15 protein-coding genes are annotated in these 26330 nt (G+C 65.2%); 4 read left to right on the top strand and 11 right to left on the bottom strand.

Annotation, left to right across the window (positions count from 1 at the left end):
- Nucleotides 1–231: 231 nt before the first annotated feature.
- Genes AACG97_RS18890 through AACG97_RS18875 form a run of 4 tightly spaced genes read right to left on the bottom strand, consistent with a single transcriptional unit; the run spans nucleotide 232 to nucleotide 5786 of the window.
- Complete coding sequence (locus tag AACG97_RS18890) at nucleotides 232–2184, bottom strand: acetyl/propionyl/methylcrotonyl-CoA carboxylase subunit alpha (protein WP_225786083.1); 1953 nt, start codon at nucleotides 2182–2184, stop codon at nucleotides 232–234.
- Complete coding sequence (locus AACG97_RS18885; protein ID WP_009686371.1) at nucleotides 2181–2996, bottom strand: gamma-carboxygeranoyl-CoA hydratase; 816 nt, start codon at nucleotides 2994–2996, stop codon at nucleotides 2181–2183. Before AACG97_RS18885 ends, AACG97_RS18890 begins: the two co-directional genes overlap by 4 nt.
- A gap of 3 nt (nucleotides 2997–2999) precedes the next feature.
- Nucleotides 3000–4607, bottom strand: coding sequence for a carboxyl transferase domain-containing protein (locus AACG97_RS18880; RefSeq protein WP_009686372.1), 1608 nt, complete (start codon nucleotides 4605–4607; stop codon nucleotides 3000–3002).
- Between the two features lie 15 nt (nucleotides 4608–4622).
- A complete protein-coding gene (locus tag AACG97_RS18875; RefSeq protein ID WP_009686373.1) occupies nucleotides 4623–5786 on the bottom strand; it encodes an isovaleryl-CoA dehydrogenase in 1164 nt (387 codons plus the stop codon).
- 238 nt (nucleotides 5787–6024) lie between these two features.
- On the opposite strand from AACG97_RS18875, the gene AACG97_RS18870 reads away from it, so the two are divergent.
- Nucleotides 6025–7707, top strand: a complete 1683-nt coding sequence (locus AACG97_RS18870) for an AMP-binding protein (protein WP_197885428.1) — start codon at nucleotides 6025–6027, stop codon at nucleotides 7705–7707.
- An 87-nt stretch (nucleotides 7708–7794) separates the two neighbouring features.
- Here the strand turns inward: AACG97_RS18870 and AACG97_RS18865 are convergent, their stop codons facing one another.
- Entirely contained in the window at nucleotides 7795–7956 is a 162-nt protein-coding gene (locus AACG97_RS18865; protein WP_009686375.1) for a hypothetical protein, read from the bottom strand.
- A gap of 142 nt (nucleotides 7957–8098) precedes the next feature.
- On the opposite strand from AACG97_RS18865, the gene AACG97_RS18860 reads away from it, so the two are divergent.
- The 3 genes from AACG97_RS18860 to glgB all read left to right on the top strand — a co-directional run bounded on the left by AACG97_RS18860 (nucleotide 8099) and on the right by glgB (nucleotide 15747).
- The gene (locus AACG97_RS18860; protein ID WP_033691098.1) at nucleotides 8099–10117 is read left to right on the top strand and encodes an alpha-1,4-glucan--maltose-1-phosphate maltosyltransferase; all 2019 of its coding nucleotides are present in this window, start codon (nucleotides 8099–8101) and stop codon (nucleotides 10115–10117) included.
- 102 nt (nucleotides 10118–10219) lie between these two features.
- Nucleotides 10220–13540, top strand: coding sequence for a maltose alpha-D-glucosyltransferase (gene treS, locus AACG97_RS18855; RefSeq protein ID WP_125854705.1), 3321 nt, complete (start codon nucleotides 10220–10222; stop codon nucleotides 13538–13540).
- Nucleotides 13537–15747, top strand: a complete 2211-nt coding sequence (glgB, locus tag AACG97_RS18850) for a 1,4-alpha-glucan branching protein GlgB (RefSeq protein ID WP_009686378.1) — start codon at nucleotides 13537–13539, stop codon at nucleotides 15745–15747. The genes treS and glgB overlap by 4 nt, the downstream gene beginning before the upstream one ends.
- A gap of 55 nt (nucleotides 15748–15802) precedes the next feature.
- On the opposite strand, the gene AACG97_RS18845 is transcribed toward glgB, so the two are convergent.
- The 6 genes from AACG97_RS18845 to treZ all read right to left on the bottom strand — a co-directional run bounded on the left by AACG97_RS18845 (nucleotide 15803) and on the right by treZ (nucleotide 26316).
- On the bottom strand, nucleotides 15803–16711 hold the full coding sequence (locus AACG97_RS18845) for an autotransporter domain-containing protein (protein WP_197885763.1): 909 nt from the start codon (nucleotides 16709–16711) through the stop codon (nucleotides 15803–15805).
- 405 nt (nucleotides 16712–17116) lie between these two features.
- The gene (glgX, locus tag AACG97_RS18840; RefSeq protein WP_054904818.1) at nucleotides 17117–19270 is read right to left on the bottom strand and encodes a glycogen debranching protein GlgX; all 2154 of its coding nucleotides are present in this window, start codon (nucleotides 19268–19270) and stop codon (nucleotides 17117–17119) included.
- 155 nt (nucleotides 19271–19425) lie between these two features.
- Complete coding sequence (locus tag AACG97_RS18835) at nucleotides 19426–19707, bottom strand: DUF2934 domain-containing protein (RefSeq protein ID WP_029886657.1); 282 nt, start codon at nucleotides 19705–19707, stop codon at nucleotides 19426–19428.
- Between the two features lie 17 nt (nucleotides 19708–19724).
- Nucleotides 19725–22499 (bottom strand): malto-oligosyltrehalose synthase, encoded by a 2775-nt coding sequence (locus AACG97_RS18830; RefSeq protein WP_225786085.1) that lies wholly within the window; start codon nucleotides 22497–22499, stop codon nucleotides 19725–19727.
- Nucleotides 22496–24577: a 4-alpha-glucanotransferase gene (malQ, locus tag AACG97_RS18825; RefSeq protein ID WP_225786086.1), complete on the bottom strand. Its 2082-nt coding sequence runs from the start codon at nucleotides 24575–24577 to the stop codon at nucleotides 22496–22498. Before malQ ends, AACG97_RS18830 begins: the two co-directional genes overlap by 4 nt.
- Nucleotides 24574–26316 (bottom strand): malto-oligosyltrehalose trehalohydrolase, encoded by a 1743-nt coding sequence (gene treZ, locus AACG97_RS18820; RefSeq protein WP_115294432.1) that lies wholly within the window; start codon nucleotides 26314–26316, stop codon nucleotides 24574–24576. The genes malQ and treZ overlap by 4 nt, the downstream gene beginning before the upstream one ends.
- Between the last annotated feature and the right edge of the window lie 14 nt (nucleotides 26317–26330).

Here is a 26330-nt window from a genome sequence, read left to right as displayed (position 1 = left end):
TCGCTCCTACGTTTGTTTCAGGCCAGTATGGCCTGTGACAGGCGCGCGCGACCGCCTTGTTCGTACGGCGCGATATCGTGCCATGCCCAAAGGGGGCGCGCGCAAATCCCCCAGGCATAACTGGCCCGAAACAAACGTAGGAGCGAGCGCAGCTCGCGATGCGCCGCGCGGGCGGCGCTCGGTCTCACAGGCGCTGCAAAGGGTATGGCGAACACTCAACCCCCAGCCAACTCACTCCGCCAATTCGACCAGCACCGTCCCTTCGCTGACCATATCCCCTTCCTGGCAGAACAACGCGTTCACCGTGCCATCATGAGGCGCGCGAATGCTGTGCTCCATTTTCATGGCCTCCAACACCACCAGCGCGGTACCGGCTTCCACCCGCTGCCCCGGCGCCACCAGCACCCGCACGATACTGCCGTTCATGGGGGCGCCCAAGCCGCCCTGGTGACCGTGGCTGGCCTCGGCCTCGGCGATCGGGTCGAAGGCTTCGATAGCATGCATCTCGCCGCCCCACTGCAAGTACAACGTAGCCCCCCGGCGCATCGCCAGGTGCTGGCGACGCACGCCGTCGTGGTCATGCACCAACTGCTCGCCCAGTAACTGCCAGGTGGGCGCCGCACTGTGCTCCAGGCCCACAGCGTGGTCCTGGCCAGCACTGACCAAGTGCAGGCTACTGCGCGCGGGCAGGCCCAGGCGCAGGCCGCTGCGCTCGGCCCATGGCGAACCGGGGTCATCTTCGCGCTGCTGCCCGGCCAGGCCCTGCCGCCAGGCTTCGGCTGCGGCCTCCCAGAAACTGACCGGCAGCGGCTGTGGTGCCGGCAGCAACGCGGCCTGGTGCCGCGCAATGAAGCCGGTATCCACCTGCGCCGCGGCGAACGCCGGGTGCGCCAGAATGCGCCGCAGAAACGCGAGGTTGGTCTTCACCCCACCAATGGCGAATTCGTCGAGCATCGCCAGCAAGCGCAGGCGTGCCTGTTCGCGGTTGTCGCCCCAGGCAATCAGCTTGCCCAGCATCGGGTCGTAGAACGGCGACACCGCATCGCCTTCGCTCACGCCACTGTCCACCCGCCGGCCTTCGCCAGCTGCCGATTCACGGTACAGCGCCAGCGTGCCGGTCGCCGGCAGAAACTCGTTGGCCGGGTCCTCGGCGTACAGGCGAACTTCAATGGCATGGCCGATCAGCGGCACCTGGTCCTGGGTGATCGGCAGGGCCTCGCCGCACGCCACACGAATTTGCCAGGCCACCAGATCCAGGCCGGTAATGGCCTCGGTGACCGGGTGCTCCACCTGCAGGCGGGTATTCATTTCCATGAAGAAGAACGCGCCACGGGCGTCGAGCAGGAATTCCACCGTACCGGCACCGACATAGCCAATCGCTTGCGCCGCCCGTACCGCCGCCTCGCCCATGGCCTGGCGCAGTTCGGCCGACAGGCCGGGGGCGGGGGCTTCTTCGACCACCTTCTGGTGGCGGCGCTGGATCGAGCAATCGCGCTCGTTGAGGTACAGGCAATGGCCGTGCTGGTCGGCGAACACCTGGATTTCCACATGGCGCGGCTTGAGCACGTACTTCTCCACCAGCATACGTGCATCGCCGAACGACGCCTGCGCCTCACGCTGGGCCGACGCCAGGGCATCGGCCAGCTGGCTTTCCTCCTCGACCACCTTCATGCCCTTGCCCCCACCGCCAGCGCTGGCTTTGAGCAGCACCGGGTAGCCGATGCGCCTGGCCGCGTCGCGGAAGGTGTCGAGGTCCTGGGCTTCGCCGTGGTAACCGGGCACCAGGGGCACCCCGGCGGCCTCCATCAACGCCTTGGCCGCCGACTTGCTGCCCATGGCGTCGATGGCGCTGGCCGGTGGGCCGAGGAAAATCAGCCCCGCCTGCTCGATGGCGCGGGCGAAGCCTGCGTTCTCGGACAGGAAACCGTAGCCTGGGTGAATGGCCTGGGCACCGCTGGCCTTGGCTGCAGCCAGCAGCTTGTCGACCAGCAGGTAGCTGTCGGCGGCCTTGGTGCCGCCCAGGTCCACGCGGATATCTGCCTCGCGGCTATGCCGCGCGTCACGGTCGATGGCGCTATGCACGGCGACGGTGGTCAGGCCCATGGCCTTGGCGGTGCGCATCACCCGGCAGGCGATTTCGCCGCGGTTGGCGACCAGCAGGGTGGTCAAAGCGGGGCGGCTCATGGGCGCGGCTCCTTGGTCTCAGCGGTTTGCCAGGCGGGTGGGCGTTTCTCCAGGAAGGCGCGCAGGCCCTCCTGGCCTTCGGCGCTGACGCGGATACGGGCGATGGTGTTCTCGCAGTAGCGGCGCAGCGCCGGGCTGAGTTCGCCGTCGTCCACTTCACGCAGCAGCTCTTTGGTGGCACGCAGGGCCAGCGGGGCGTTCTGCAGCAAGTTGTTCACCCATAGCGCCACCTGTGCGTCCAGCTCAGTGGCGGGGTATACCTCGGCCAGCAGGCCCAGTTCGCGGGCCCGTATACCGCTGAAGCGCTCGGCAGTCAGGGCATAGCGGCGCGCGGCACGCTCGCCGATGGCCTTGACCACGAACGGGCTGATCACCGCCGGGGCCAGGCCGATGCGCACTTCCGACAGGCACAACTGGGCGTCTTCGGCGCCAATGGCCATGTCACAGCAACTGATCAGGCCCAGTGCCCCGCCAAACGCCGCACCTTGGACCACGGCCAGGGTCGGTACCTTGAGCCGGTGCAGGGCGTACATCAGTTCGCCCAGTTCATGGGCGTCATCCAGGTTGGTGTTGAAATCCAGCTGCGCCGACTGCTGCATCCAGGCCAGGTCGGCACCGGCGCTGAAGTGCCGGCCACGCCCGCGCAACAGTACGAAGCGCAAGCCGGTATCGTCGGCCAGCCGATCGATGGCGACGATCAGCTCGCGGATCATCTGCGCGTTGAACGCGTTGTTCTTGTCCTCGCGGCTAAGCCACAGGGTGGCGAAGCCGCGGGGGTCGCGAATCACTTCGAGGGTGCTGAAATCGCTCATGGGTCACATCCGGAAAATGCCGAAGCGGCTCGCTTCGATCGGCGCGTTCAGCGCAACGGACAGTGCCAGGCCCAGTATGTCGCGGGTTTGCGCCGGGTCGATGACGCCGTCGTCCCATAGCCGGGCACTGGAGTAGTAGGGGTGGCCCTGCTGTTCGTACTGGTCGAGAATCGGCTGCTTGAGCCTGGCTTCGTCTTCAGCACTGAACGGCTGGCCACTGCGCTCGCTTTGCTCGCGCTTGACCTGGGCCAGCACACCGGCGGCCTGCTCGGCGCCCATCACACCGATCCGCGCGTTCGGCCACATCCACAAAAAGCGTGGGTCGTAGGCACGGCCGCACATGCCATAGTTGCCGGCACCGAAGCTGCCGCCGATGATCACCGTGAATTTCGGCACCTGGGCGCAGGCCACGGCGGTCACCAGCTTGGCGCCATGCTTGGCGATACCGCCTTCCTCGTACTTCTTGCCCACCATGAACCCGGTGATGTTCTGCAGGAACAGCAGCGGGATACCGCGCTGGCAGGCCAGCTCAATGAAGTGCGCGCCTTTTTGCGCCGCTTCGGCGAACAGGATGCCGTTGTTGGCCAGGATCGCCACCGGGTAGCCATGCAGGTGGGCAAAGCCGCAGACCAGGGTGGTACCGAACAACGCCTTGAATTCGTCGAACAGCGAGCCGTCTACCAGCCGGGCGATCACTTCGCGCACATCGAACGGCTGCTTGGCATCGGCGGGCACCACGCCATACAGCTCGTCGGCGGCGTACAGCGGTGCCACCGGGGCCAGGCGTTGCAGCTTGCCCAGCTTGTGCCAGTTGAGGTTGGCCACGCAGCGCCGGGCAATGGCCAGGGCGTGTTCGTCGTTGTCGGCGTAATGGTCGGCCACGCCGCTGGTACGGCAGTGCACATCGGCCCCGCCCAGGTCCTCGGCACTGACCACTTCGCCCGTGGCGGCTTTGACCAGCGGCGGGCCGGCGAGGAAAATGGTCGCCTGCTGGCGCACCATGATCGCTTCGTCGGCCATCGCCGGCACGTAGGCGCCACCGGCAGTGCACGAGCCCATCACCACGGCGATCTGCGGGATGCCCTGGGCGCTCATGTTGGCCTGGTTGAAGAAGATCCGACCGAAGTGCTCGCGGTCAGGGAAGACCTCGTCCTGGCGGGGCAGGTTGGCACCGCCCGAGTCCACCAGGTAGATGCACGGCAAGCGGTTTTGCTGGGCGATGGTCTGCGCACGCAGGTGCTTTTTCACCGTCAGCGGGTAGTACGAGCCACCTTTGACCGTAGCGTCGTTGGCCACGACCATGCATTCCACGCCTTCTACGCGGCCGATGCCGGCGATCACCCCGGCAGCCGGCACGTCCTCGCCGTAGACCTCGTGGGCCGCCAGCTGGCCGATCTCGAGGAACGGCGAGCCCGGGTCCAGAAGGCGGTCGATGCGCTCGCGTGGTAGCAGTTTGCCGCGGGAGGTGTGCCGTTCCTGAGCCTTGGGCCCGCCGCCCTGGGCGACCTGGGCCAGCAGGCCGCGCAGGGCCTGGACCTGGGCGGCCATGGCGGCATGGCTGTGGGCATAATCCGCCGCATTGGTGTTGAGCTGTGACTTGAGAATCATCATGACCCCTGGCGCAGATCAGCGCGTCTCGTTGAACAGTTCGCGGCCGATCAGCATCCGACGGATTTCGCTGGTGCCGGCACCGATCTCGTAGAGCTTGGCATCGCGCAGCAGGCGGCCAGCCGGGAATTCATTGATATAGCCGTTGCCGCCAAGGATCTGGATGGCTTCCAGGGCCATTTGCGTAGCACGCTCGGCGGTGTACAGGATGACCCCGGCAGCGTCCTTGCGCGTGGTCTCGCCACGGTCACAGGCCTGGGCCACGGCATACAGGTAGGCGCGGCTGGCATTGAGCTGGGTGTACATGTCGGCGATCTTGCCCTGGATCAGCTGGAACTCGCCGATGCTCTGGCCGAACTGCTTGCGGTCGTGAATGTACGGCACCACCAGGTCCATACAGCTTTGCATGATGCCGGTCGGCCCGCCCGACAACACCACGCGCTCGTAGTCCAGGCCGCTCATCAACACGCGTACGCCGCCGTTCAGCTGGCCGAGCATGTTTTCTTCCGGTACTTCGACGTTGTCGAAGAACAGCTCGCAGGTGTTGGAGCCGCGCATGCCCAGCTTGTCGAACTTGTTGCTGCGGCTGAAGCCTGGCCAGTCGCGCTCGACGATGAACGCGGTGATGCCGTGGGCACCCTTGTCCAGGTCGGTCTTGGCATAGATCACGTAGGTATTGGCGTCGGGGCCGTTGGTGATCCAGGTCTTGCTGCCATTGAGTACGTAGCGGTCGCCGCGCTTTTCTGCGCGCAGCTTCATTGACACCACGTCGGAGCCGGCATTGGGCTCGCTCATGGCCAGCGCGCCGATGTGCTCGCCGCTGATCAGCTTGGGCAGGTACTTGAGTTTCTGTGCGTGGCTGCCGTTGCGGTTGATCTGGTTGACGCACAGGTTGGAGTGGGCACCGTAGGACAGTGCCACCGACGCCGAGGCCCGGCTGATTTCCTCCATGGACACCACGTGGGCCAGGTAGCCGAGGCCGGCGCCGCCATATTCTTCCGACACGGTGATGCCCAACAGGCCCATGTCGCCGAACTTGCGCCACATATCGGCAGGGAACAGGTTGTCATGGTCGATTTGCGCGGCACGCGGGGCCAGCTCGGCGGCGACGAAGGTGCGCACCTGGTCACGGAGCATGTCGATGGTTTCGCCCAGGGCGAAGTTCAGGGTGGGGTAATGCATGCAGGGGCACCTTGTTGTTCTTGAAATGGGTTACACCGTAGCTCATGGAGCTGTCGCCGCTCCTACAGGGTTCGGCTTCACGCCTGAGGATCGGCGTTGTTCATCACCTTTACGTTAACGTAAACCTGGCTTAGGCCGGGTGTCAATCTGATCGTCACCTTTACGTAAACGTAAATCTGCGCCAGAGTATCTCCGCTTGCTTCAGCCGTGCCCAGAACAACCACAAGAAGGGACACCCATGAGTCAACCAAGCTATACCCGCGGCCGCCAGGACCAGCCGTTGCTGACCCAGACCATCGGCCAGGCCTTCGACGCCACCGTGGCGCGTTGCGCCGATGGCCAAGCCCTGGTTTCGCGCCACCAGGGCGTGCGCTACAGCTGGCGGCAACTAGCCGAACAGGTCGACGCGTGTGCCCGCGCCTTGATGGCGCTGGGCCTGAACTGCGGCGACCGGTTGGGCATCTGGTCACCCAACTGCGCCGAATGGTGCGTGTTGCAACTGGCCAGCGCCAAGGTCGGGGCGATTCTGGTCAACATCAACCCGGCCTACCGGGTGGGTGAGTTGGAATACGTGTTGCGCCAGGCCGGGTGCCGTTGGCTGGTCTGCGCCGATGCTTTCAAAGGCTCCGATTATCACGCCATGGTTCAGGCGCTGGTGCCAGAGCTGGCGAGCGCTCCCGCGGGCGCACTGGCCAGCCAGCGCCTACCCGAGCTGCGCGGGGTCATCAGCCTGGCAGCCAACCCGCCGGCCGGTTTCCTGGCATGGCAAGCCCTGGCCGGGCTGGCCGGGCAAACCTCGAGCGAAGCCTACCTGGCCCGCCAAAGCGGGCTGCAGTTCGACCAACCGGTGAATATCCAGTACACCTCCGGCACTACCGGTGCACCCAAGGGCGCCACCCTGAGCCACTACAACATCCTCAACAACGGCTTCATGGTCGGCGAAAGCCTGGGCCTGGGCGAGCGCGACCGCATGGTGATCCCGGTGCCCCTGTACCACTGCTTTGGCATGGTCATGGCCAACCTGGGTTGCATCACCCACGGCAGCACCATGATCTACCCCAACGATGCCTTCGATGCCGAACTCACCCTGCGTGCCGTGGCCGAGGAGCGTGCCAGCATTCTCTATGGCGTGCCTACCATGTTCATCGCCATGCTCGACCACCCGCTACGCGCCCAGGTGGACCTTTCCAGCCTGCGCAGCGGCATCATGGCAGGGGCCACCTGCCCGATCGAGGTGATGCGCCGGGTGATCGACCAGTTGCACATGGCCGAGGTGCAAATCGCCTATGGCATGACCGAAAGCAGCCCGGTTTCGCTGCAAACCGGGCCAGAGGATGAGCTGGAGCTACGGGTTACCACCGTTGGCCGCACGCAGCCACAGCTGGAAAACAAGCTGGTGGACGCTGACGGCTGTATCGTTCCGCGCGGCGAGATCGGCGAACTGTGCACGCGCGGCTACAGCGTGATGCTCGGCTACTGGGACAACCCCGAGGGTACCGCGGCAGCCATCGACCCGGCCGGCTGGATGCACTCGGGTGACCTGGCGGTGATGGACGAACACGGCTACGTGCGGATCGTGGGGCGCAACAAGGACATGATCATTCGCGGTGGCGAGAACATCTACCCGCGCGAGCTGGAAGAATTCTTCTATACCCACCCGGCAGTGGCGGACGCCCAGGTGATCGGTATTCCGTGCAGCCGTTATGGCGAGCAGATCGTCGCATGGGTCAAGTTGCACCCTGGCCACACGGCCACCGCCGAAGAACTGCAATGCTGGTGCAACGCACGCATAGCCCACTACAAGGTGCCGCGGCATATCCGTTTCGTGGACGAATACCCGATGACGGTAACCGGTAAGGTGCAGAAGTTTCGCATGCGCGAGATCAGCATCGCCGAACTCGGTGCCGATGGCGCGGGTTGACGGACCAGGCTGCCCGGTTTACCCGCACCGGCAGTTGCCCGCCTGCACCGACCTTGCGGGCGGCAAGGTCGGTAACCTGGTCTACCCTTAGGCTTTCACCGGTGGTTCCTGGTTCGGCGGGTCGCCCACCGTCGGCGGTTCGGTTGGCTTGACCGGCAACTCGTCCGGGTCTTGCTCCGGCACGGGCGGCGGCAAGCTCGGGTCGTCGATGTTCGGATCGGGGGTTTCCGGTGGTGTTGGAATGTTCATGGCCTGACCTCGCGTGGGTGGTTTGAAGAGGTACTGCAGGCTTAGACTTCGGCCAGCTGCGATTCGCTCAGTTTTTTTTGAACCCTCACGCCCGCGCCCGGCTCTGAACCCTTACCGCCACCAGCCTGAGGGAGCAAGGTCGATGTCACGAAACGAGCTTTTTGAAAGCGTGCCAATGGCCAACGATCACCCTGACCAGGCCATCAGCCTGGCCCAGGCGCTGCTGGCCCCACGCATCGTGATCGAGGACACCCAGCCGGTGCTCGACGCCGGCACCTTCGCCGCCAAGGCCATCAGCGGTCAACCGGTTGCCGTCAGCACCAAGGTCTACAGCGATGGCCACGACCGCCTGGCCGTGGTGCTCAACTGGCGCCCGGCGCACAGCCAGCGCTGGCACTCGGTGCCGATGCAGTCGGCGGGCAACGACCTGTGGCTGGCCGAGTTCACCCCCACCGAGCTGGGGCCGCACCTGTTCGGCATTCAGGCCTGGATAGACCCGTTCGCCACGTACTGCCACGACCTGGAAAAAAAGTACCACGCCGGCGTCGAGGTCAGGCTGGAGCTGGAAGAGGGGCGGCTGATGCTCGGCCAGGGCATTGCCCTGTGCGATGGCGCCGTGCGCAACGAGCTTGAGGCCGTGCTGCAGCGCCTGGCGGAGGTGGGCAGTGATGACCAGGTGGCGCTGCTGCTGGACCCGCGCACCGCCCGGCTGATGGCCGAGGCCGAGCACCGCAGCTACCTGGCCCGCAGCCGCGAATTCCCGCTCGATGTGGACCGCCCGGCTGCGCAGTTCGCCAGCTGGTACGAACTGTTCCCGCGCTCGATCACCGACGACCCGCAGCGCCATGGCACCTTCAACGATGTGCACCAGCGGCTGCCGATGATCCGTGACATGGGCTTCGACGTGCTGTACTTCCCGCCCATTCACCCTATTGGCCTGCAGCACCGCAAGGGGCGCAACAATGCGCTCACGGCCGAGCCGGGTGACCCGGGCAGCCCGTATGCCATCGGCAGTGCAGAGGGTGGCCACGAAGCGATTCACCCGCAGTTGGGCAGCCGCGAAGACTTCCGCCGCCTGGTGGCTGCTGCTGCCGAGCACGGCCTGGAAATTGCCCTCGACTTCGCCATCCAGTGCTCCCAGGACCACCCCTGGCTCAAGCAGCACCCGGGCTGGTTCAGTTGGCGCCCGGACGGCACCATCCGCTATGCCGAGAACCCGCCAAAAAAATACCAGGACATCGTCAACGTCGACTTCTATGCTCCCGAAGCAGTACCCAGCCTCTGGTTGGCGCTGCGCGATGTGGTGGTGGGCTGGGTCGAGGAAGGCGTGAAGACGTTCCGCGTCGATAACCCGCACACCAAGCCGCTGCCGTTCTGGCAATGGCTGATCGCCAATGTGCGCAGCCAGTACCCGGAGGTCATCTTCCTTGCAGAGGCGTTCACCAAGCCTGCCATGATGGCGCGCCTGGGCAAGGTCGGCTATGCGCAAAGCTACACCTACTTCACCTGGCGCAACACCAAGCAAGAGCTGCGCGAATTTTTCGAGCAACTCAACCAGCCGCCATGGAGCCAGTGCTACCGCCCCAATTTCTTCGTCAATACCCCCGACATCAACCCGTTCTTCCTGCACACCTCCGGCCGTGCCGGTTTCCTCATTCGTGCGGCATTGGCGACCATGGGCTCAGGGTTGTGGGGCATGTATTCCGGTTTCGAACTGTGCGAAAGCGCCGCGTTGCCAGGCAAGGAGGAATACCTGGACTCGGAGAAATACCAGCTGCGCCCGCGCGACTTCAGCCAGCCCGGCAACATCATTGCCGAGATCGCCCAGCTCAATCGCATCCGCCGGCAGAACCCGGCCTTGCAAACCCACCTCGGCGTCGCGTTCTTCAATTGCTGGAACGACAACATCCTGTACTTCGCCAAGCGTACGCCCGAGCGCGACAACTACATCCTCGTGGCAATCAGCCTAGACCCGCACAACGCCCAGGAGGCGCACTTCGAGCTGCCGCTGTGGGAGCTGGGGCTCGATGACAACGCCCAAACCCAGGGTGAAGACCTGATGAATGGCCACCGCTGGTCGTGGTACGGCAAGACCCAGTTCATGCGCATCGAACCTTGGCACCAACCATTCGGCATCTGGCGTATCGAAAAGGCCGGTTAGGGCATAGGTACCGGGCCGCCTCGCGGCCCATCGCCGGCAAATAGGCTGCACGGCAGCCGCAACGCCAGCCAACACGGTCCACAGACATGCAAGGAGTCACCCATGGCCAAGCGTTCCCGCCCGGCAGCCTTCATCGACGACCCGCTGTGGTACAAGGACGCTGTCATCTACCAGTTGCACATCAAGTCGTTCTTCGACTCGAACAACGATGGCATCGGTGATTTCGCCGGCCTGATCAGCAAGCTGGACTACATCGCCGAGCTGGGCGTCAACACCCTGTGGTTGCTGCCGTTCTATCCTTCGCCGCGGCGCGACGACGGCTACGACATCGCCGAGTACAAGGCCGTGCACCCCGACTACGGCAGCATGGCCGATGCCCGGCGCTTCATCGCCGAGGCGCACAAGCGTGGCCTGCGGGTTATCACCGAGCTGGTCATCAACCACACCAGCGACCAGCACCCTTGGTTCCAGCGCGCCCGCCACGCCAAACGCGGCAGCAAGGCGCGCGACTTTTACGTATGGTCCGATGACGACCAGAAGTACGATGGCACCCGCATCATTTTCCTCGACACCGAAAAGTCCAACTGGACCTGGGACCCGGTGGCAGGCCAGTATTTCTGGCACCGCTTCTACTCGCACCAGCCAGACCTCAACTTCGACAACCCGCAGGTGCTCAAGGCGGTAATCGGGGTGATGCGCTTCTGGCTCGACCTGGGCGTGGACGGGCTGCGCCTGGACGCCATCCCTTACCTGATCGAACGCGATGGCACCAACAACGAAAACCTCGCTGAAACCCACGGGGTGCTCAGGGCCATTCGCGCCGAGATCGATGCCAACTACCCAGACCGCATGCTGCTTGCCGAAGCCAACCAGTGGCCGGAGGACACCCGCCCGTACTTCGGCGAAGGCGACGGCGACGAATGCCACATGGCCTTTCATTTCCCGCTGATGCCGCGCATGTACATGGCCTTGGCCATGGAGGACCGTTTCCCGATCACCGACATCTTGCGCCAGACCCCGGAGATCCCGGCCAACTGCCAATGGGCGATCTTTCTGCGCAACCACGACGAGCTGACCCTGGAAATGGTCACCGACCGCGAGCGCGACTACCTGTGGAACTACTACGCAGAAGACCGCCGCGCGCGCATCAACCTGGGCATCCGTCGGCGCCTGGCGCCCTTGCTGCAGCGTGACCGCCGGCGCATCGAACTGCTCACCAGCCTGCTGCTGTCGATGCCCGGCACGCCCACGCTGTACTACGGTGACGAGCTGGGCATGGGCGACAACATCTACCTGGGCGACCGCGATGGCGTGCGCACGCCGATGCAATGGTCGCCGGACCGCAATGGCGGTTTTTCCCGCGCCGACCCACAGCGCCTGGTGCTGCCCCCGGTGATGGACCCGTTGTATGGCTACCAGACGGTCAACGTCGAGGCACAAAGCCACGACCCGCACTCGCTGCTCAACTGGACCCGGCGCATGCTGGCGGTGCGCAAGCAGCAGAAGGCTTTCGGCCGTGGCACGCTGCGCACGCTGAGCCCCAGCAACCGGCGCATCCTGGCCTACATTCGCGAATACACCGATGCCGATGGCAACACCGAGGTCATCCTGTGCGTGGCCAACGTTTCCCGCGCCGCCCAGGCGGCAGAACTGGAATTGTCACAGTACGCCGACAAAGTACCGGTGGAGATGCTCGGCGGCAGTGCGTTCCCGCCGATCGGTCAGCTGCCGTTCCTGCTGACTTTGCCACCTTATGGCTTTTACTGGTTCCTGCTGGCTTCGCACGACCGTATGCCCAGCTGGCACGCCCAGCCCACCGAGGGGTTACCCGAATTGATTACGCTGGTATTGCGCAAACGCATGGAAGAACTGCTGGCGGCGCCTGCCAGCGACACCCTGCAAACCAACATCCTGCCCCAGTACCTGCCGAAACGGCGCTGGTTCGCGGGCAAGGAAGGGCCCATAGACCAGGTACGGCTGTGTTATGGCGTGCGTTTCGGCACCGCCACTACGCCGGTATTACTCAGCGAGCTCGAAGTGCTCAGTGACGGCGTGGCCACCCGTTATCAATTGCCGTTCGGGCTGCTGCCCGAGGAGCAGATCAACAGTGCGCTGCCACAGCAACTGGCGTTGTCCCGGGTGCGCCGGGCCCATCAGGTGGGTCTGATTACCGATGCGTTCGTGCTTGAGCCGTTCATCCGCGCCGTATTGCGTGCGTGCCAGGAAAGCACGCGGCTGGCGTGCGGCGACGCTGACGGCGAGCTGCGTTTCGACAGCACCGAGCAACTGGCCGGCCTGGGGCTGAATGAAGAAAGCGAGGTGCGCTACCTCAGCGCCGAACAGTCCAACAGCTCGGTGGTCATCGGCGACCGCGTGGTGCTCAAGTTGATCCGCCGGGTCAACCCGGGCATTCACCCGGAGCTTGAAATGAGCGCCTACCTGACCGCTGCCGGCTTTGCCAATATTTCACCACTGCTGGCCTGGGTCAGCCGCGTAGATGCGCAGGCAGCCCCGCACCTGCTGATGATCGCCCAAGGCTACCTGAGCAACCAGGGCGACGCCTGGGCCTGGACCCAGAACACCCTGGAGCGCGCCATCCGTGACCAGATGGAGCCCACCCGTTCGGATACCGAGGCACATACCGACGCCCTCGCCGAACTCACAGCCTTCGCCGCCTTGTTCGGCCAGCGCCTGGGCGAGATGCACGTGTTGCTGGCAGCACCCACCGATGCCCCGGCCTTCCAGCCGCGGCCCAGCGATGCCCACGACCGCGAACGCTGGGTGACCCAGATCAGTGCCGAGTTGACCCATGCCCTCGACCTGCTGGCGCAGCACCGCGACCACCTGGACCACGACAGCCAGGCGCTGGTCGACGACCTGCAGCAACAGCGTGACGGCCTGGTCGAGCATGTTCGCCAGTTGGCCGAGCAGGCCGAGGGCGGCTTGCTGATGCGCGTGCACGGTGACTTGCACCTGGGCCAGGTGCTGGTGGTGCAGGGTGATGCCTACCTGATCGATTTCGAGGGTGAGCCGGCCCGACCCCTGGAAGAACGTAGGGCCAAACACAGCCCCTACAAAGATGTCAGCGGCGTATTGCGGTCGTTCGACTATGCTGCTGCGATGATCTTGCGCAGCGCGTCTACGGTGGACCTTTCCGACGCGGCACGGCAAGCCCGGCAACGGGTGGCCCGGCAGTACCTGCACCAGTCGCGGCATGCCTTTGTCGAGGCGTACGGCCTGGCCACCGCTGCCATGCCCCACGCCTGGCAGCAGGCGGAAGGCGAGCGCGCTGCACTGGAGCTTTTCTGCCTGGAAAAGGCCGCCTACGAAATTACTTATGAAGCCGAGAATCGGCCGAGTTGGCTGGCCGTGCCTTTGCATGGCCTGCATGGACTGATCAGTACCTGGGGAGAGTCAGAATGAACGTAACAACGCGTGAAAACGGCGGCCTTCGGCAACGGGACCTCGATGCCCTGGCCCGCGCCGAACACGCCGATCCATTTGCGGTACTCGGCCCCCATGACGACGGCGCAGGCGGGCAGGTGGTCAACGCCTTCCTCCCCGGCGCCCTGAATGTGCGCATTCTTGCCCGCAAAGACGGGCGCCTCCTCACCGAAATGGCGCAGGGCAGCCTGCCAGGCTTGTTCACCGCGCACCTCGATACAGCACAGCCTTACCTGCTGCAGATCGGCTGGGCCGGTGGCGAGCAGGTGACCGAGGACCCGTATAGCTTCGGTCCGCAACTGGGCGACATGGACCTGCACCTGTTTGCCGAGGGCAACCACCGCGACCTGTCCGGGCGTTTCGGCGCGCAGCCGGTGCAGGTCGAGGGCGTCGACGGGGTGTGCTTTTCGGTGTGGGCCCCCAACGCCCGGCGGGTATCGGTGGTGGGCGACTTCAACAACTGGGATGGGCGCCGCCACCTGATGCGCCTGCGCCATGGTGCCGGGGTGTGGGAGCTGTTCATCCCACGGCTGGGCGTGGGTGAAACCTACAAGTTCGAAGTGCTCGGCAAGGATGGCATCCTGCCGTTGAAGGCCGACCCCCTGGCCCGCGCCACCGAATTGCCGCCGAGCACGGCGTCCAAGGTAGCGGGTGAGCTGGGCCATGCCTGGCAAGACCACGACTGGATGGCGCAACGGGCGCAGCGCCATGCGTACAACGCGCCATTGTCGATCTATGAGCTGCACCCCGGCTCCTGGCGCTGCGAAATGGACGAGGCCGGCGAGGTCGGGCGCTACTACAACTGGCGGGAACTGGCCGAGCGCCTGGTGCCGTATGTGCAGGCGCTGGGCTTCACCCATATTGAACTGCTGCCGATCATGGAACACCCGTTCGGCGGTTCCTGGGGCTACCAGCCACTGTCGATGTTCGCCCCCACCTCGCGCTACGGCAGTGCCGAGGACTTCGCCGCGTTCATCGATGCCTGCCACCAGGGCGGCATTGGGGTATTGCTCGACTGGGTACCGGCGCACTTCCCCACAGACGAACATGGCCTGGCGCGTTTCGACGGTACGGCCCTGTACGAGTACGACAACCCGCTGGAAGGCTACCACCAGGACTGGAACACGCTGATCTACAACCTGGGCCGCAATGAGGTGCGCGGGTTCATGATGGCCTCTGCGCTGCATTGGTTGAAGCATTTCCACATCGACGGGCTGCGCGTCGATGCGGTGGCCTCGATGCTGTACCGAGACTATTCGCGCAAGGCCGGCGAGTGGGTGCCCAACCGCCACGGCGGGCGCGAAAACCTCGAGGCCATCGACTTCATTCGCCACCTCAACGGTGTGGCGGCCCATGAGGCGCCGGGGGCGTTGATCATCGCCGAGGAGTCCACCGCCTGGCCCGGGGTCAGCCAGCCGATCGAGCAGGGCGGGCTGGGCTTTGCCTACAAATGGAACATGGGCTGGATGCACGACACCCTGCACTATATCCAGAACGACCCGGTCCACCGTGCCCACCACCACAACGAGATGAGCTTTGGCCTAGTGTATGCCTACTCCGAGCATTTCATCCTGCCCATTTCCCACGACGAAGTGGTACACGGCAAGCACTCGCTGATCGACAAGATGCCCGGCGACCGCTGGCAGAAGTTCGCCAACCTGCGCGCTTATCTGGCCTTCATGTGGGCCCACCCCGGCAAGAAGCTGCTGTTCATGGGCTGCGAATTTGGCCAGTGGCGGGAGTGGAACCACGATAGCCAGCTGGACTGGTACCTGCTGCAGTACCCTGAGCACCAAGGCGTGCAGCGCCTGGTGAGTGACCTCAACCGGCTGTACCGCGAGGTGCCTGCGTTGCATGAGCAGGACTGCCAGCCACAGGGCTTCCAGTGGCTGATCGGTGACGATGCGCAGAACAGCGTGTTTGCCTGGCTGCGCTGGAGCAGCAGTGGCGAACCCGTGCTGGTGGTCGCCAACTTCACCCCGGTTCCGCGTGAGGGTTACCGCATTGGCGTGCCGTTCGGCGAGCGCTGGCAGGAGCTGTTGAACAGCGATGCCGAGATGTACGCCGGCTCCAATGTCGGCAACCTTGGGCTGGTGCACAGCGAAGACATCGCCAGCCACGGCCAGCCGCAGTCGCTGGCCCTGAACCTGCCCCCGCTGGGTGTGCTGGTGATGAAGCCCGCCTGATGCACCTGCTGTGCTGGCCCTGCCGCTGGTTTGCCGGCGCCAGGGCCAGCGCAGGCTACCACCGCATGCGCACCCCAAGGCTGCCAATCAGCCCATTGAGGTCATTGCCATCCACATCGCTGCTGTAGTCGGCACTGACGAACATGGCCACCGAGGGCGTTACCCGCGCCACCAGCCCCAGGCCCAGTTCCACCGTTGTCGAAAAGCGCGAACTGGAGATCTTGTCGACCTGTTCCAGCTTCACTTCGTCAGGGTTGCTGAAGTCATACCACACGTTGGTCCGCACATAAGGCTCCAGAGGCATGCCGCGCATTTCATAGCGCCCGGACAATGTGGCGCCGACGCGGCCGCTCCAGCTGGGCTGGCTGTCGAAGGCCTGCCGGGTTGCGTGCTGCCCTTGGCTGCCGGGGAAGTACTGCTGGTTCATCAATTGCGCCTGGGGTTCGATCACCCAACTGCCAGCCAGTGGGATCGGATAGCCGCCCTCCACCGAGAAGGTCATCGCGTGGCCGCTGTCGCCCGGCCGTTGGCCGGTGTCACCCCCGCCATCCACCTCGATGCGCGAACCCACGGCCACGGCATCCAGGTGCCAGCCCTGCGCGTGGGCCATGCTCCAGTACATGCCCTGGCTTTCCCCGCTCAGTTGCGCGGTATTGCGCGGCTTGTCGCCCAACAGCGGGCGCATGCCATTGAAGCTGCTTTGCAGGTTGTTGTGGCCGACCACCCTCCCGGCGCGTTGCACATCGCCTGCTGGCGTTGCACGTACGAACAACTCGGGGCCGGTCATCAGCTGCAGGTCGGGCGCTGCGAACGGTTCGGGCGCTTGCGTGCCGTTGCGGGCTAGAGGCGGATAAAGCTGGGACCTCTCATACGCGAACGTTTCCACCGGGGTTGCCAGAAGCAGCGACGTGGAAACCGCGTAGAAAAGACGGTCGATGCGCACGGGGCTCGAAGTGGTTTTCATGGCGGGTCTCCTTTTCTCTTGTGAAGTACAGCTTGAGGACCTGGTCTGTTGTCACAGGCTGTACGGCAAAACAGAGGGCGACCCAAACCAGCACGCCCGCTTCGGCATACGCGCCCAAAGGCGCGCGCTAGAGGCTCGGCGCGAGATTTTTACTGCTCGGTAATCTTCAGCTAAGGAGAGGGGAGGGCTTGCGTCAAGAAAACGTGAAAGGCCCGTTCACCTTTTGTGGGGGTGACCAAGGCGCTGATTCAAAAGAAAAACCGTGCGGCTATAGCGGCGTTTGCTATTTCCCGCACGGGCGCTATGAAGAATGATTGCTAGCGCCACGCTTTGACAGTGGCGGCGTTCGATCTCACAGGCACTGAAGAGGCCGCGGCGGGCACCTGCCCACCGCGCCTGCCCGGTTCACTCGTCTTCGCGTTGCAACACCATTAACACCATCGAGCGCCCCTTCACCTCGAAGGTGCTGTCGAACTGCAGGTGCTGGCCCTTGCGCAGTTCGGGCCGGTCAGTGTCGATCAGGCAGTTCCAGTGATCGCCATCCGGTACTGTCGGCAGCTTGAACGGCACCACATCATGGTGCGAGTTGACGATCAGCAGCACGGTTGCCTCGGCACCGGGCCGGGCAATACCGCTGACCTGCGCGCGGCCATCGATCAGCATGCCCAGGCAGCGGCCGTGCGGGTCTTCCCACTGTTCCACGGTCATCTCGCCGCCATCCGGTGCCAGCCAGGTCACGTCCTTGACCCCGATCGCTTCGTTGTAATCGCCGACCAGGAACCTCGAGCGGCGCAGTACCGGGTAGGTGAGGCGCAGGCGAGTCAGGCGCTTGACGAAGGCCAGCAGCTCTTTGCCTTCCTCGTCGAGGTCCCAGTTGATCCAGCCGATCTCACTGTCCTGGCAGTAGGCGTTGTTGTTGCCGTGCTGGGTGCGGCTGAACTCGTCGCCCGCCACGATCATCGGCGTGCCCTGGGCCAGCAGCAAAGTGGCGAAGAAGTTGCGCATCTGGCGCATGCGCAGGGCGTTCACGGCCGGGTCTTCGGTCGGCCCTTCGGCGCCGCAGTTCCACGACAGGTTGTTGTCGGTACCGTCCTGGTTGTTTTCGTCGTTGTCTTCGTTGTGCTTGTGGTTGTACGACACCAGGTCGCGCAAGGTAAAACCGTCGTGCGCGGTGATGAAGTTGACCGAGGAGTACGGCCGGCGGCCGCGGTTGTTGAACATGTCGCCCGAGGCCGTCATGCGCGCGGCAAAGTCGGCCAGCTGGCCTTCATCGCCTTTCCAGAAGGCGCGCACGGTGTCACGGAAGCGGTCGTTCCATTCGGCCCAGCCGGGGGCGAAGTTGCCCACCTGGTAGCCGCCCGGCCCGCAGTCCCACGGCTCGGCAATCAGTTTGACCTGGCTCAGCATCGGGTCCTGGCGGCAGGCCACGAGGAAGCCGTGGCGCTCGCTATAGCCGTCATGGTACCGGCCAAGGATGGTCGCCAGGTCGAAGCGGAAGCCGTCCACGTGCATTTCGCCAGCCCAGTAGCGCAGCGAATCGGTGACCAGTTGCAGCACGCAGGGGTGGCTCAGGTCGAGGGTGTTGCCGGTGCCGGAGTCGTTGATGTAGTAGCGCTTGTCATCGGGCATCAGGCGGTAGTACGAGGCGTTGTCGATACCGCGCATCGACAGGGTCGGGCCGCGTTCATTGCCCTCGGCGGTGTGGTTGTAGACCACATCGAGAATCACCTCCAGCCCGGCGTCGTGCAGGTGCGCGACCATCTCCTTGAACTCGGCGATCTTGCCGCTGGCCAGGTAGCGCGGGTGGGGCGCGAAAAAGGCGATGCTGTTGTAGCCCCAGTAGTTGTTCAGGCCCTTGTCCAGCAGGTGCTGGTCGTTGACGAACGCGTGAATCGGCAGCAACTCTATACTGGAAACACCCAGGTCCTTGATGTGCTTGAGCAATTCGTCGTTGGCCAAGCCGGCGAAGGTACCGCGCAGCTCCTCCGGCACGGCGGGGTGGCGCATGCTGATGCCGCGGGTGTGCGCCTCGTAGAGGATGGTGCGCTCCCAAGGTACTTGAACGCGCTCGTCACGGCCCCAGGTGAAGGCCGGGTCGATCACCTTGCACTTGGGCACGAAGGGGGCGCTGTCACGTTCATCGAACGACAGGTCGTCGTCGGGGTGGCCGATGGTGTAGCCAAACAGTGCCTCTGACCACTTGAGTTCGCCGACCAGCTGCTTGGCATAAGGGTCTATCAGCAGTTTGTTGGGGTTGAAGCGGTGACCGTTTTGCGGCTCGTACGGGCCATAGACGCGGTAGCCATACACCAGGCCAGGGTGCGCATCGGGCAGGTAGCCATGGTAGATCTCGTCCGTGTATTCGGGCAGCTCGATGCGTTCGAGCTCATGCTCGCCGGTGGCGTCGAACAGGCACAGCTCGACCTTGGTGGCATTGGCCGAAAACAGGGCGAAGTTGACGCCCAGCCCATCCCAGGTGGCGCCGAGGGGAAAGGGTTGGCCTTCGCGGATGCGGGTTGGGGCAACCGAGCGGGTTTTCTTTGGGGTACGGGGGCTCATGGCAATCCTCAAATGGCCGTGGTGGAAGGTATGGAAGTGATGCAGTGCTGCCCAGGTGCCCTATCGGTGGCGCCCGGTCCCGTGAAGCAACCACGACCGCCAGCCGTGTGGCGATCATGGGGGAGCGGGCAGGCCGCGAAGTGGCCGAAACCGGTTTAACCGGCAGTTGGCTTTTTGACCGCCCTTGGTTTCTTCGCCGCCGCGGGTTTAACCCCCGGCAGTGCCGCTACCTTGGGTTCGGCCGGCGGCTTGGGCTCGGCTGCCGGCTTGGGTTTGGCAGGGGCCCGCTTGCGCGGTGCGGCTTTGGGTGCCAGGGCCTCGGCCTCGGCCAGCTTGCGAGCCATTTCCCAGTGGCGGTCTTCCTGGCCGGCGGGTTTACCTTCTGACTCCCAGATCTGGTAGGCAAATTCGCGAATACGCTTTTCATCGACACTCATCGAAACGCTCCTGATGCTCAAGATTGTTGGATCAACAGGTTGACCGGAAACTCCGCCAGCACGGCGCTCAACATCAGCTCCCTTGATGAGCTGACCGCCGCGCATGGGAAAAGTCCCGTCGAATTGGCAGGTGATACGGCAAACGGTAAAACCAGCCGGGTGTCGTCCCAGTTCTGTGCCGGGATCAACGGTGTTGGCGCGCTGCCGAGCAGGCTGCTGGCCAGGCGCGGGGCCACGACGATGGCGCGTTCGCCTTCACCCAGCCGGGCAAAGGCGATGACCTTGTCGGCATGCCGGCCCTGTACCGTCAGCGGCAGGTAGGCACCGCGGCGGAACAGCTCGGCATGTGCCTGGCGGCAGTCCAGTACACGGCCGACCAAGGCCTGCTTGAGGCGGCCGTCGCGCCAGTGCGACAGCAGCTCGGCCACGGGGGTGGCGCTTTCCAGGGTGGCACGCCGCAAAGCGTAGTCCACGGCGCGGCGGTTGTCCGGGTCCACCAGGCTCAGGTCCCAGTACTCGTTGCCCTGGTACAGGTCGGGCACGCCCGGGGTGGTCATGCGCAGCAGGGCCTGCACCAGGCCATTGAGGGCGCCGGGGCAGGCGAGCAGTTGTGCGGCATCGGCCACCGATTGGCGCAATTGCTGGTTTTCACTGCCCAGCAGCAAACCGTCCAGGTAGCGGGCACAGGCCGCCTCGTAGGCTTCGTTCGGTGCGTTCCAGCTGCTGCGCAGCTTGGCCTCGCGCAGGGCCTTCTGCTGCCACTGGCGCACGCGTTCGGCGTATTCGCGCAAGGCGTTGGCGTCGTGCAGGTCAAGGTCCAGCGGCCAACTGCCGAGCAGCGTCTGCAACAGCATCAGCTCGTCGCCGGGGCTGGGCGCCAGGCCGTCCTCCAGCGGCGCACGCAGCGGCGCCGCCAGCTCGCGCCAGTGCTCCACGCGGCTGGCCAGCCACGGCCCCCGCTCGCTGAGCACGGCCAGGCGGGCGCGCGTGTCTTCGCCACGCTTGTGGTCATGGGTGGCGGTGGCCAGCAGGTTGTCGGGGAAGTCGCGCAGGCGCCGTTGCGCTTCGTTGTGGAAGTGCGCCAGCGGGGCACTGAAGCGCTCGGCCTCGAAGCCCACATCGTTGCGCGACAGCAGCCGCGCGCTGCGGTAGAAGGCCGTGTCCTCCATCGCCTTGGCGGCACTGGGCGCGGTCAGTTGCTGGAAGCGTACGCAGGCATGGCGCAACTGCTTGCGCGCGCGCCCCGGCGGCAATTGCCGCCAGCCTTGGCCACCCAGCCACTGTTCCAGCTGGTCGAGCAACGGCCAGTCGGCTTCGGCCAGGTCCTGGCGGGCATTGGTCAGGGCTTGCTGGAAAAACACTTCGTCTTCAGCCGGGCGCCCGCAAGCATTGAAGTAGGTGCGGTAGACCGGATAGTGTGCCACCAGCGCCTGCAAGGCACGGCGGATGGCGCCCAAGGTCAGGTCGCGGGTCATCAGGTCGTTGCGGGCGACCTGCAACAGCGCCTGGGCTACCGACTCGCAGTCGCCTGCCAGGCTGGCGTTGAGCACCAAGTGGCGCGCCTGGCGCACTTCTTCAGCAAAGGCCGGGCGCTCGCTGACGTTGGCCCACAACTCGGTCAGCGGTGCTTCGCCGGCCGGGTCGTGCTGCAGCAGCGATACCTGGTTCATGAACTCGTAGCCAGTGGTGCCGTCGGTGTGCCAGTCGAGGTGCAGGTGTTCGCCGCTGCCGAGAATCTTTTCCACGTAGATCGGGAAGTGTTCGACCGCGGCGTTCAGCGGCCGACTGGCCAGCAGGCCGTCGACGCGCCGGCGCAGCTTGCGGCAATAGCCGCGCGGGTCGGCCAGGCCGTCGATATGGTCAATGCGCAGGCCGTCCACCAGGCCGCGTTCGATCAGCTCGAAGAGCTTGGCGTGGGTCGCCTCGAACACCACCGCGCGCTCGACCCGCAGGCCACCCAGTTCGTTGATGTCGAAGAAGCGCCGCCAGTTGATGTCGTCGGCGGCGGTGCGCCAGCTGGCCAGCCGGTAAGTCTGGCGCTCCAGCAGCAGGTGCAGGCGCTTGAAGCCGCTTTCGGCACGGCTGTCGAACGCCACCAGGGCCGATTCGAGGTCGGCACCCTGCTGCACCAGGCGCGCCAGTTCGGCCTGCAGGGGCAGGGCGTCAGCCAATGGCGTGGCCGCTTCGCCCAGCGCCGTGAAATGCTCTGCCAGGGCCTGCAAGGCGGGGTCCGGGCTCAGGGCCAGGATCCAGCCGTAGTCGATCGGGCAAATCGGGAAACGGTGTTGGTAGTGGGCGACTTGCAGCACGCCCCGTTCCTTGTCGAACTCCAGCGGGAGTTCGCCGTTTTTCAAGCACACGCCATAGTCATTGCCCAGGAACGGCAACAGCAATTGCCCGGCCAACAGCGGATCGCTGGAATGCCACTGGATGTCGAAGAATTCTGCGTACGGGCTACGCCGGCCCCAGGCCAGCAGGCATTGCCACCACGGGTTGTCCGCGCCGCCTACGGCCATGTGGTTGGACACGGTGTCGAGGATCAGCCCCATGCCATGCTGGCGCAAGGCCGCGACCAGGCGCTGCAACGCCGCCTCGCCGCCCAGCTCGGGGTTGACCTGGGTCGGGTCGACCACGTCGTAGCCGTGGCGTGAACCGGCACGGGCCTTGAGGATGGGTGAGGCATACAGGTGGCTGATGCCCAGTTGGGCGAAGTAGGGCACCAGCGACACGGCGTGGTCGAGGGTGAAGTCACTGTGGAACTGCAGGCGCAAGGTGGCGCTCAAGGGCTTCATCGGTCACGCTCCCAGGCTTGTTCGCGGGCTTGGACAAGCAGCTCCAGGCGCCGCGCGGCATCGTCGTCATTGAGCAGTTCATGCACCGGGCGGGCGAAGCGCCGGCGCCAGTTGGGGTGGCCGGTGGTGGTGCCTGGCAGGTTGGGTTGCTCGTCGCAGCCCAACAGGTCTTCAAGCGGTACCAGCACCAGTGGCGCCCGGGTATGGCCCACGTAGCGGATGGCGGCATCGATCACGGCGTCATCGTCGTTGAGCACGCCATAGTTGGCTTGCAAGGTGCGGCGCAGGCCGTCGTGTTGTTTCTGGCGGTCGTGGCGCCAGTGCAGTTCGGTGGCAGCGTCAATGAGTTGCAAGCGGTGGCTCCAGTCGATATCGCGGTTTTTCAGCCAGCCGGCCAAGGGCGCCAGGTCGTGTGTACCGGTAGTGGCCAGGGCGTTATCGGGCCAGTCGAGTATCGGCGTGAACTGCCCAGGCTGGCGCTGCTCGAAAGGCAGCACGCGCATGCCCAGCACGGCTTTCTCGGCCAGGGCTTCGCGCAGGCCGGCGGGCACCGTGCCCAGGTCTTCGCCAAGGATGATGGCCTGGTGGCGGTTCGATTCCAGCGCCAGCAGCCGCAGCAGGTCCTCCAGCGGGTAGTTGAGGTAGGCACCTTCGCTGGGCTCGGCGCCTTGCGGTATCAGCCACAGCCGGCGCAGGCCCATGACGTGGTCGATGCGCAGGCCGCCGGCATGCGCCAGGTTGGCCCGCAACATTTCGATGAACGCACGGTAGCCGTTGCGCTTGAGGCCTTCGGGCGAAAAGGCGCAAATCCCCCAGTTCTGTCCGGCCCGGTTGAGAATGTCGGGCGGTGCGCCCACATTCAGGCCCGACAGCAATTCGTCCTGGCGGCTCCAGGCCTGGCTGCCGGCACCGTCGGCGCCAACTGCCAAGTCGGCGATCAGGCCCACCCTCATGCCGTTGCCGCGGGCGGCCTCGTGGGCGCGTTGCAGGCCACGCTCGGTGAGCCATTGGCAGAACGCGTGGAACTCCACCTTGGCCGGGTAGGCCTCGGCGATGGCCTGGACTTGCGGGTGACAGGGGTCTTGCCAGGGCGTGGGCCAGTGCCGCCAGTCGGCGCCCAGGCCGTGCTCCACGGCATGAGCCTGCAGCACTTCGAAGCGGCAATGATGCTCCAGCGCTTCACCGGCGGCTTCGCGGAAGCTGTAGAAGTCTTCGCGCAGCGGGTGGCTGCCTTGGCTGAACCCCTGGTACAGCGCCTCCAGCACACGCAGCTGAGCGCTGGCGGCACGTGGCCAGTCAACCAGCGGGCGCTGCTGCAGTTCTTCCAGCTGTTGCTCCAGGCCGCAGGCTTCGATGGCCATGCGCACTTCCCGTTCACCCAGCAGGGCGGCGGGGCTGGCGTACAAGGTATTGAGCAGCAGGCGGCTGGAGGGCGAGTAGGGGCTGTAATGTTCCTGGTCGATGGCCGACAGGGCATGAATCGGGCTGATGGCCAAGGCATCGGCGCCGCGCTCTGCGGCCGAGCGGGCCAGTTGTTCAAGGGCCAGGCAGTCGCCATAACCGCCGTCGCCAGGGCGGCGCAGGCTGTACAGCTGAACCGCCAGCCCCCAGCAGCGCGCGGGTGGTTGCTGCGCGCTGTGCTCAAGGCTGTCTTCAAGGCTATGGCAACGGGGCGGCGCTACGGCCACCGTGAAACGGCGGCTGTCGATTTCGACCTGGTGGTAGCCGACAGGCAGTTCACCGGGCAAGCGGGCCTGCCGGTCAAGTTCCAGCACACGCGTGGTGCTGTCCTCGAGGGTGCAACGGGCGACGCTGGCCGCGCTGAAATAGCGTGACAGGTCCAGCGGCTGGCCCTGGTCGGCCGTCAACAAAGGCGGTAGGTGCTCACTGTCGTCAGCGGTCTCCAGGGCCTGCAGGCTTGCGGCGATTGCCGCATCGTCGCCGGCCGGGTGGCCCAGGCTTTCGAGCAGGTTGCGCAGCACGTGGTCGCTCACGCGCTGAGGGCGGTCATTGGCGTCGATCCAGTCGCGGCTAAGCCCGACGCGGTTCGCCAAGCGGTGCAGGGCGGTTTCGCTCATGGGCGCTCCTGGGCAGGGGGAAGCAGGCTGACCACGCAGCTGTACGCCGCCAGTTGGCTGTCGGGGTGGCGAGCATCGCCGCTGTCGAACAACCGCAAGGGCGGTGGCGGCAGCTCGACCGGCTGCGGGCTGTCGGCCAGGTTCAGGTCGATGCGCAAGGTGTTGCCATTGCCCAGCTGCCAGCGTGCGGTGACTGCCTTGTCACCGTGCACCTCGGCGCCCAGTGCACAGCTGCCAGGCAGGTGCGGGATCACATGGTGGCGGCGCAGGTCGAGCAACTGCTGATACAGGCCATGCCAGCCGGCCAGCACCTGCTTGCTGTAAGGGCGCGATGCGGCATAGGTCTGTTCGGCGTTGGGGTCGGGGATGTGCTCGCGCTGTTCGGGGTCAGCGAAGGCCTTGAAATGGGCGAACTCGCCACGGCGGCCTTCGCGCACTGCATCGGCCAGTTCGTCGTGGAAGTCGGTAAAGAACAGGAAGGGCTGGCAACTGCCTTCTTCGTCACCCATGAACAGCAGGGGGATCATCGGTGCCATCAGGAGCAAGGTGGTGGCAGCGCGCAGCGCCGGCGGTGGGCACAGGCGGGTCAGGCGCTCGCCCAGTGCGCGGTTACCAACCTGATCGTGGTTCTGCAAGAACAGTACGAAGGCACTGGGTGGCAGATGCGCACTGGGTTCGCCGCGCGGCGTTCCGTGGCGGTTGGCCTGGCCCTGGAACACGAAGCCTTCGGCCAGGCAGCGTGCCAGCTGGTCGATGGGGCGGTCCTTGTAGTCGGCATAATAGCCTTCGGTCTCGCCGGTGAGCAGCACATGCAGGGCGTTGTGGCCGTCATCGTTCCACTGCGCGTCGAAACCCTGTTGCAACAGGGTGGCCTGGTTGTGCTCGTTCTCCAGCACCAGCCACACGTGGCGCCCGGGCTCCACTGCGGCACGCACGCGCTCGGCCAGTTCCACCAGAAAATCGGGTTGGTCGATGGCATGTACGGCATCCAGGCGCAGGCCGTCGCAGCGGTAGTCGCACAGCCACATCAGTGCGTTCTGGATAAAGTATTCGCGCACCTGCGGGCGGCGAAAGTCGATGGCCGCGCCCCAGGGCGTCTGCCGGTCTTCCCGGAAGAACGGGCTGGCATACTGGTGCAGGTAATTGCCGTCGGGGCCGAAGTGGTTGTACACCACGTCTACCAGCACCATCAGCTTTTCACCATGGGCCTGGTCGACCAACGCGCACAGTTGCTCAGGGCTGCCGTAGGTGTGCTGCGGGGCGTAGGGCAGTACACCGTCGTAGCCCCAGTTGCGCTCGCCGGGGAACTGCCCCAGGGGCATCAGCTCTATTGCGCTGATACCCAGCGCGGCCAGCTTCGGCAGTTGCCGGGCTACGCCCTGGTAGCCATCGAGCAGCCCTACATGCAGCTCCTGAATGACCGCCTCGTGCCAGGGGCGGCCTAGCCACGGGTGCTGCCAGGGGTAGCTGGCCACATCCACCACCTGGCTGGGGCCGTGCACGCCAGTAGGCTGGTAGCGCGACGCCGGGTCGGCCACCTGCAGTTCATCATCAATTCGAAAGTGGTAACGGTCGCCGGCCCGGCAGGGCGCCACGCCGCTGAACCAACCGTCTTCATCGGGCTGCAGGGCGATAGCCGGCTGCTGCTCCAGTTCCACGCTCACGCTGCGCGCATCGGGTGCCCAGAGGGCGAAGCGCGCCGACGTGGCGTCCAGCAAGTGTGCGCCATGCCTGTGCATCTTACTGCCCTCGC

Source organism: Pseudomonas sp. Nvir (assembly GCF_963778085.1).
Taxonomy (GTDB): domain Bacteria; phylum Pseudomonadota; class Gammaproteobacteria; order Pseudomonadales; family Pseudomonadaceae; genus Aquipseudomonas; species Aquipseudomonas juntendi.
Note: the sequence above shows the minus strand (reverse complement) of the source record. Positions and strands in the feature narration are given on the sequence as shown.

Bases quoted from the DNA above. Each gene is read 5' to 3' on its own strand.
- glgB (WP_009686378.1), top strand. From the start codon at position 13,537: ATGAACGTAACAACGCGTGAAAACGGCGGCCTTCGGCAACGGGACCTC.
- AACG97_RS18870 (WP_197885428.1), top strand. From the start codon at position 6,025: ATGAGTCAACCAAGCTATACCCGCGGCCGCCAGGACCAGCCGTTGCTG.
- malQ (WP_225786086.1), bottom strand. From the start codon at position 24,577: ATGAGCGAAACCGCCCTGCACCGCTTGGCGAACCGCGTCGGGCTTAGC.
- AACG97_RS18865 (WP_009686375.1), bottom strand. From the start codon at position 7,956: ATGAACATTCCAACACCACCGGAAACCCCCGATCCGAACATCGACGAC.
- AACG97_RS18875 (WP_009686373.1), bottom strand. From the start codon at position 5,786: ATGCATTACCCCACCCTGAACTTCGCCCTGGGCGAAACCATCGACATG.
- AACG97_RS18835 (WP_029886657.1), bottom strand. From the start codon at position 19,707: ATGAGTGTCGATGAAAAGCGTATTCGCGAATTTGCCTACCAGATCTGG.
- AACG97_RS18880 (WP_009686372.1), bottom strand. From the start codon at position 4,607: ATGATGATTCTCAAGTCACAGCTCAACACCAATGCGGCGGATTATGCC.
- glgX (WP_054904818.1), bottom strand. From the start codon at position 19,270: ATGAGCCCCCGTACCCCAAAGAAAACCCGCTCGGTTGCCCCAACCCGC.
- AACG97_RS18860 (WP_033691098.1), top strand. From the start codon at position 8,099: ATGTCACGAAACGAGCTTTTTGAAAGCGTGCCAATGGCCAACGATCAC.
- AACG97_RS18845 (WP_197885763.1), bottom strand. From the start codon at position 16,711: ATGAAAACCACTTCGAGCCCCGTGCGCATCGACCGTCTTTTCTACGCG.
- treS (WP_125854705.1), top strand. From the start codon at position 10,220: ATGGCCAAGCGTTCCCGCCCGGCAGCCTTCATCGACGACCCGCTGTGG.
- treZ (WP_115294432.1), bottom strand. From the start codon at position 26,316: ATGCACAGGCATGGCGCACACTTGCTGGACGCCACGTCGGCGCGCTTC.
- AACG97_RS18830 (WP_225786085.1), bottom strand. From the start codon at position 22,499: ATGAAGCCCTTGAGCGCCACCTTGCGCCTGCAGTTCCACAGTGACTTC.
- AACG97_RS18890 (WP_225786083.1), bottom strand. From the start codon at position 2,184: ATGAGCCGCCCCGCTTTGACCACCCTGCTGGTCGCCAACCGCGGCGAA.
- AACG97_RS18885 (WP_009686371.1), bottom strand. From the start codon at position 2,996: ATGAGCGATTTCAGCACCCTCGAAGTGATTCGCGACCCCCGCGGCTTC.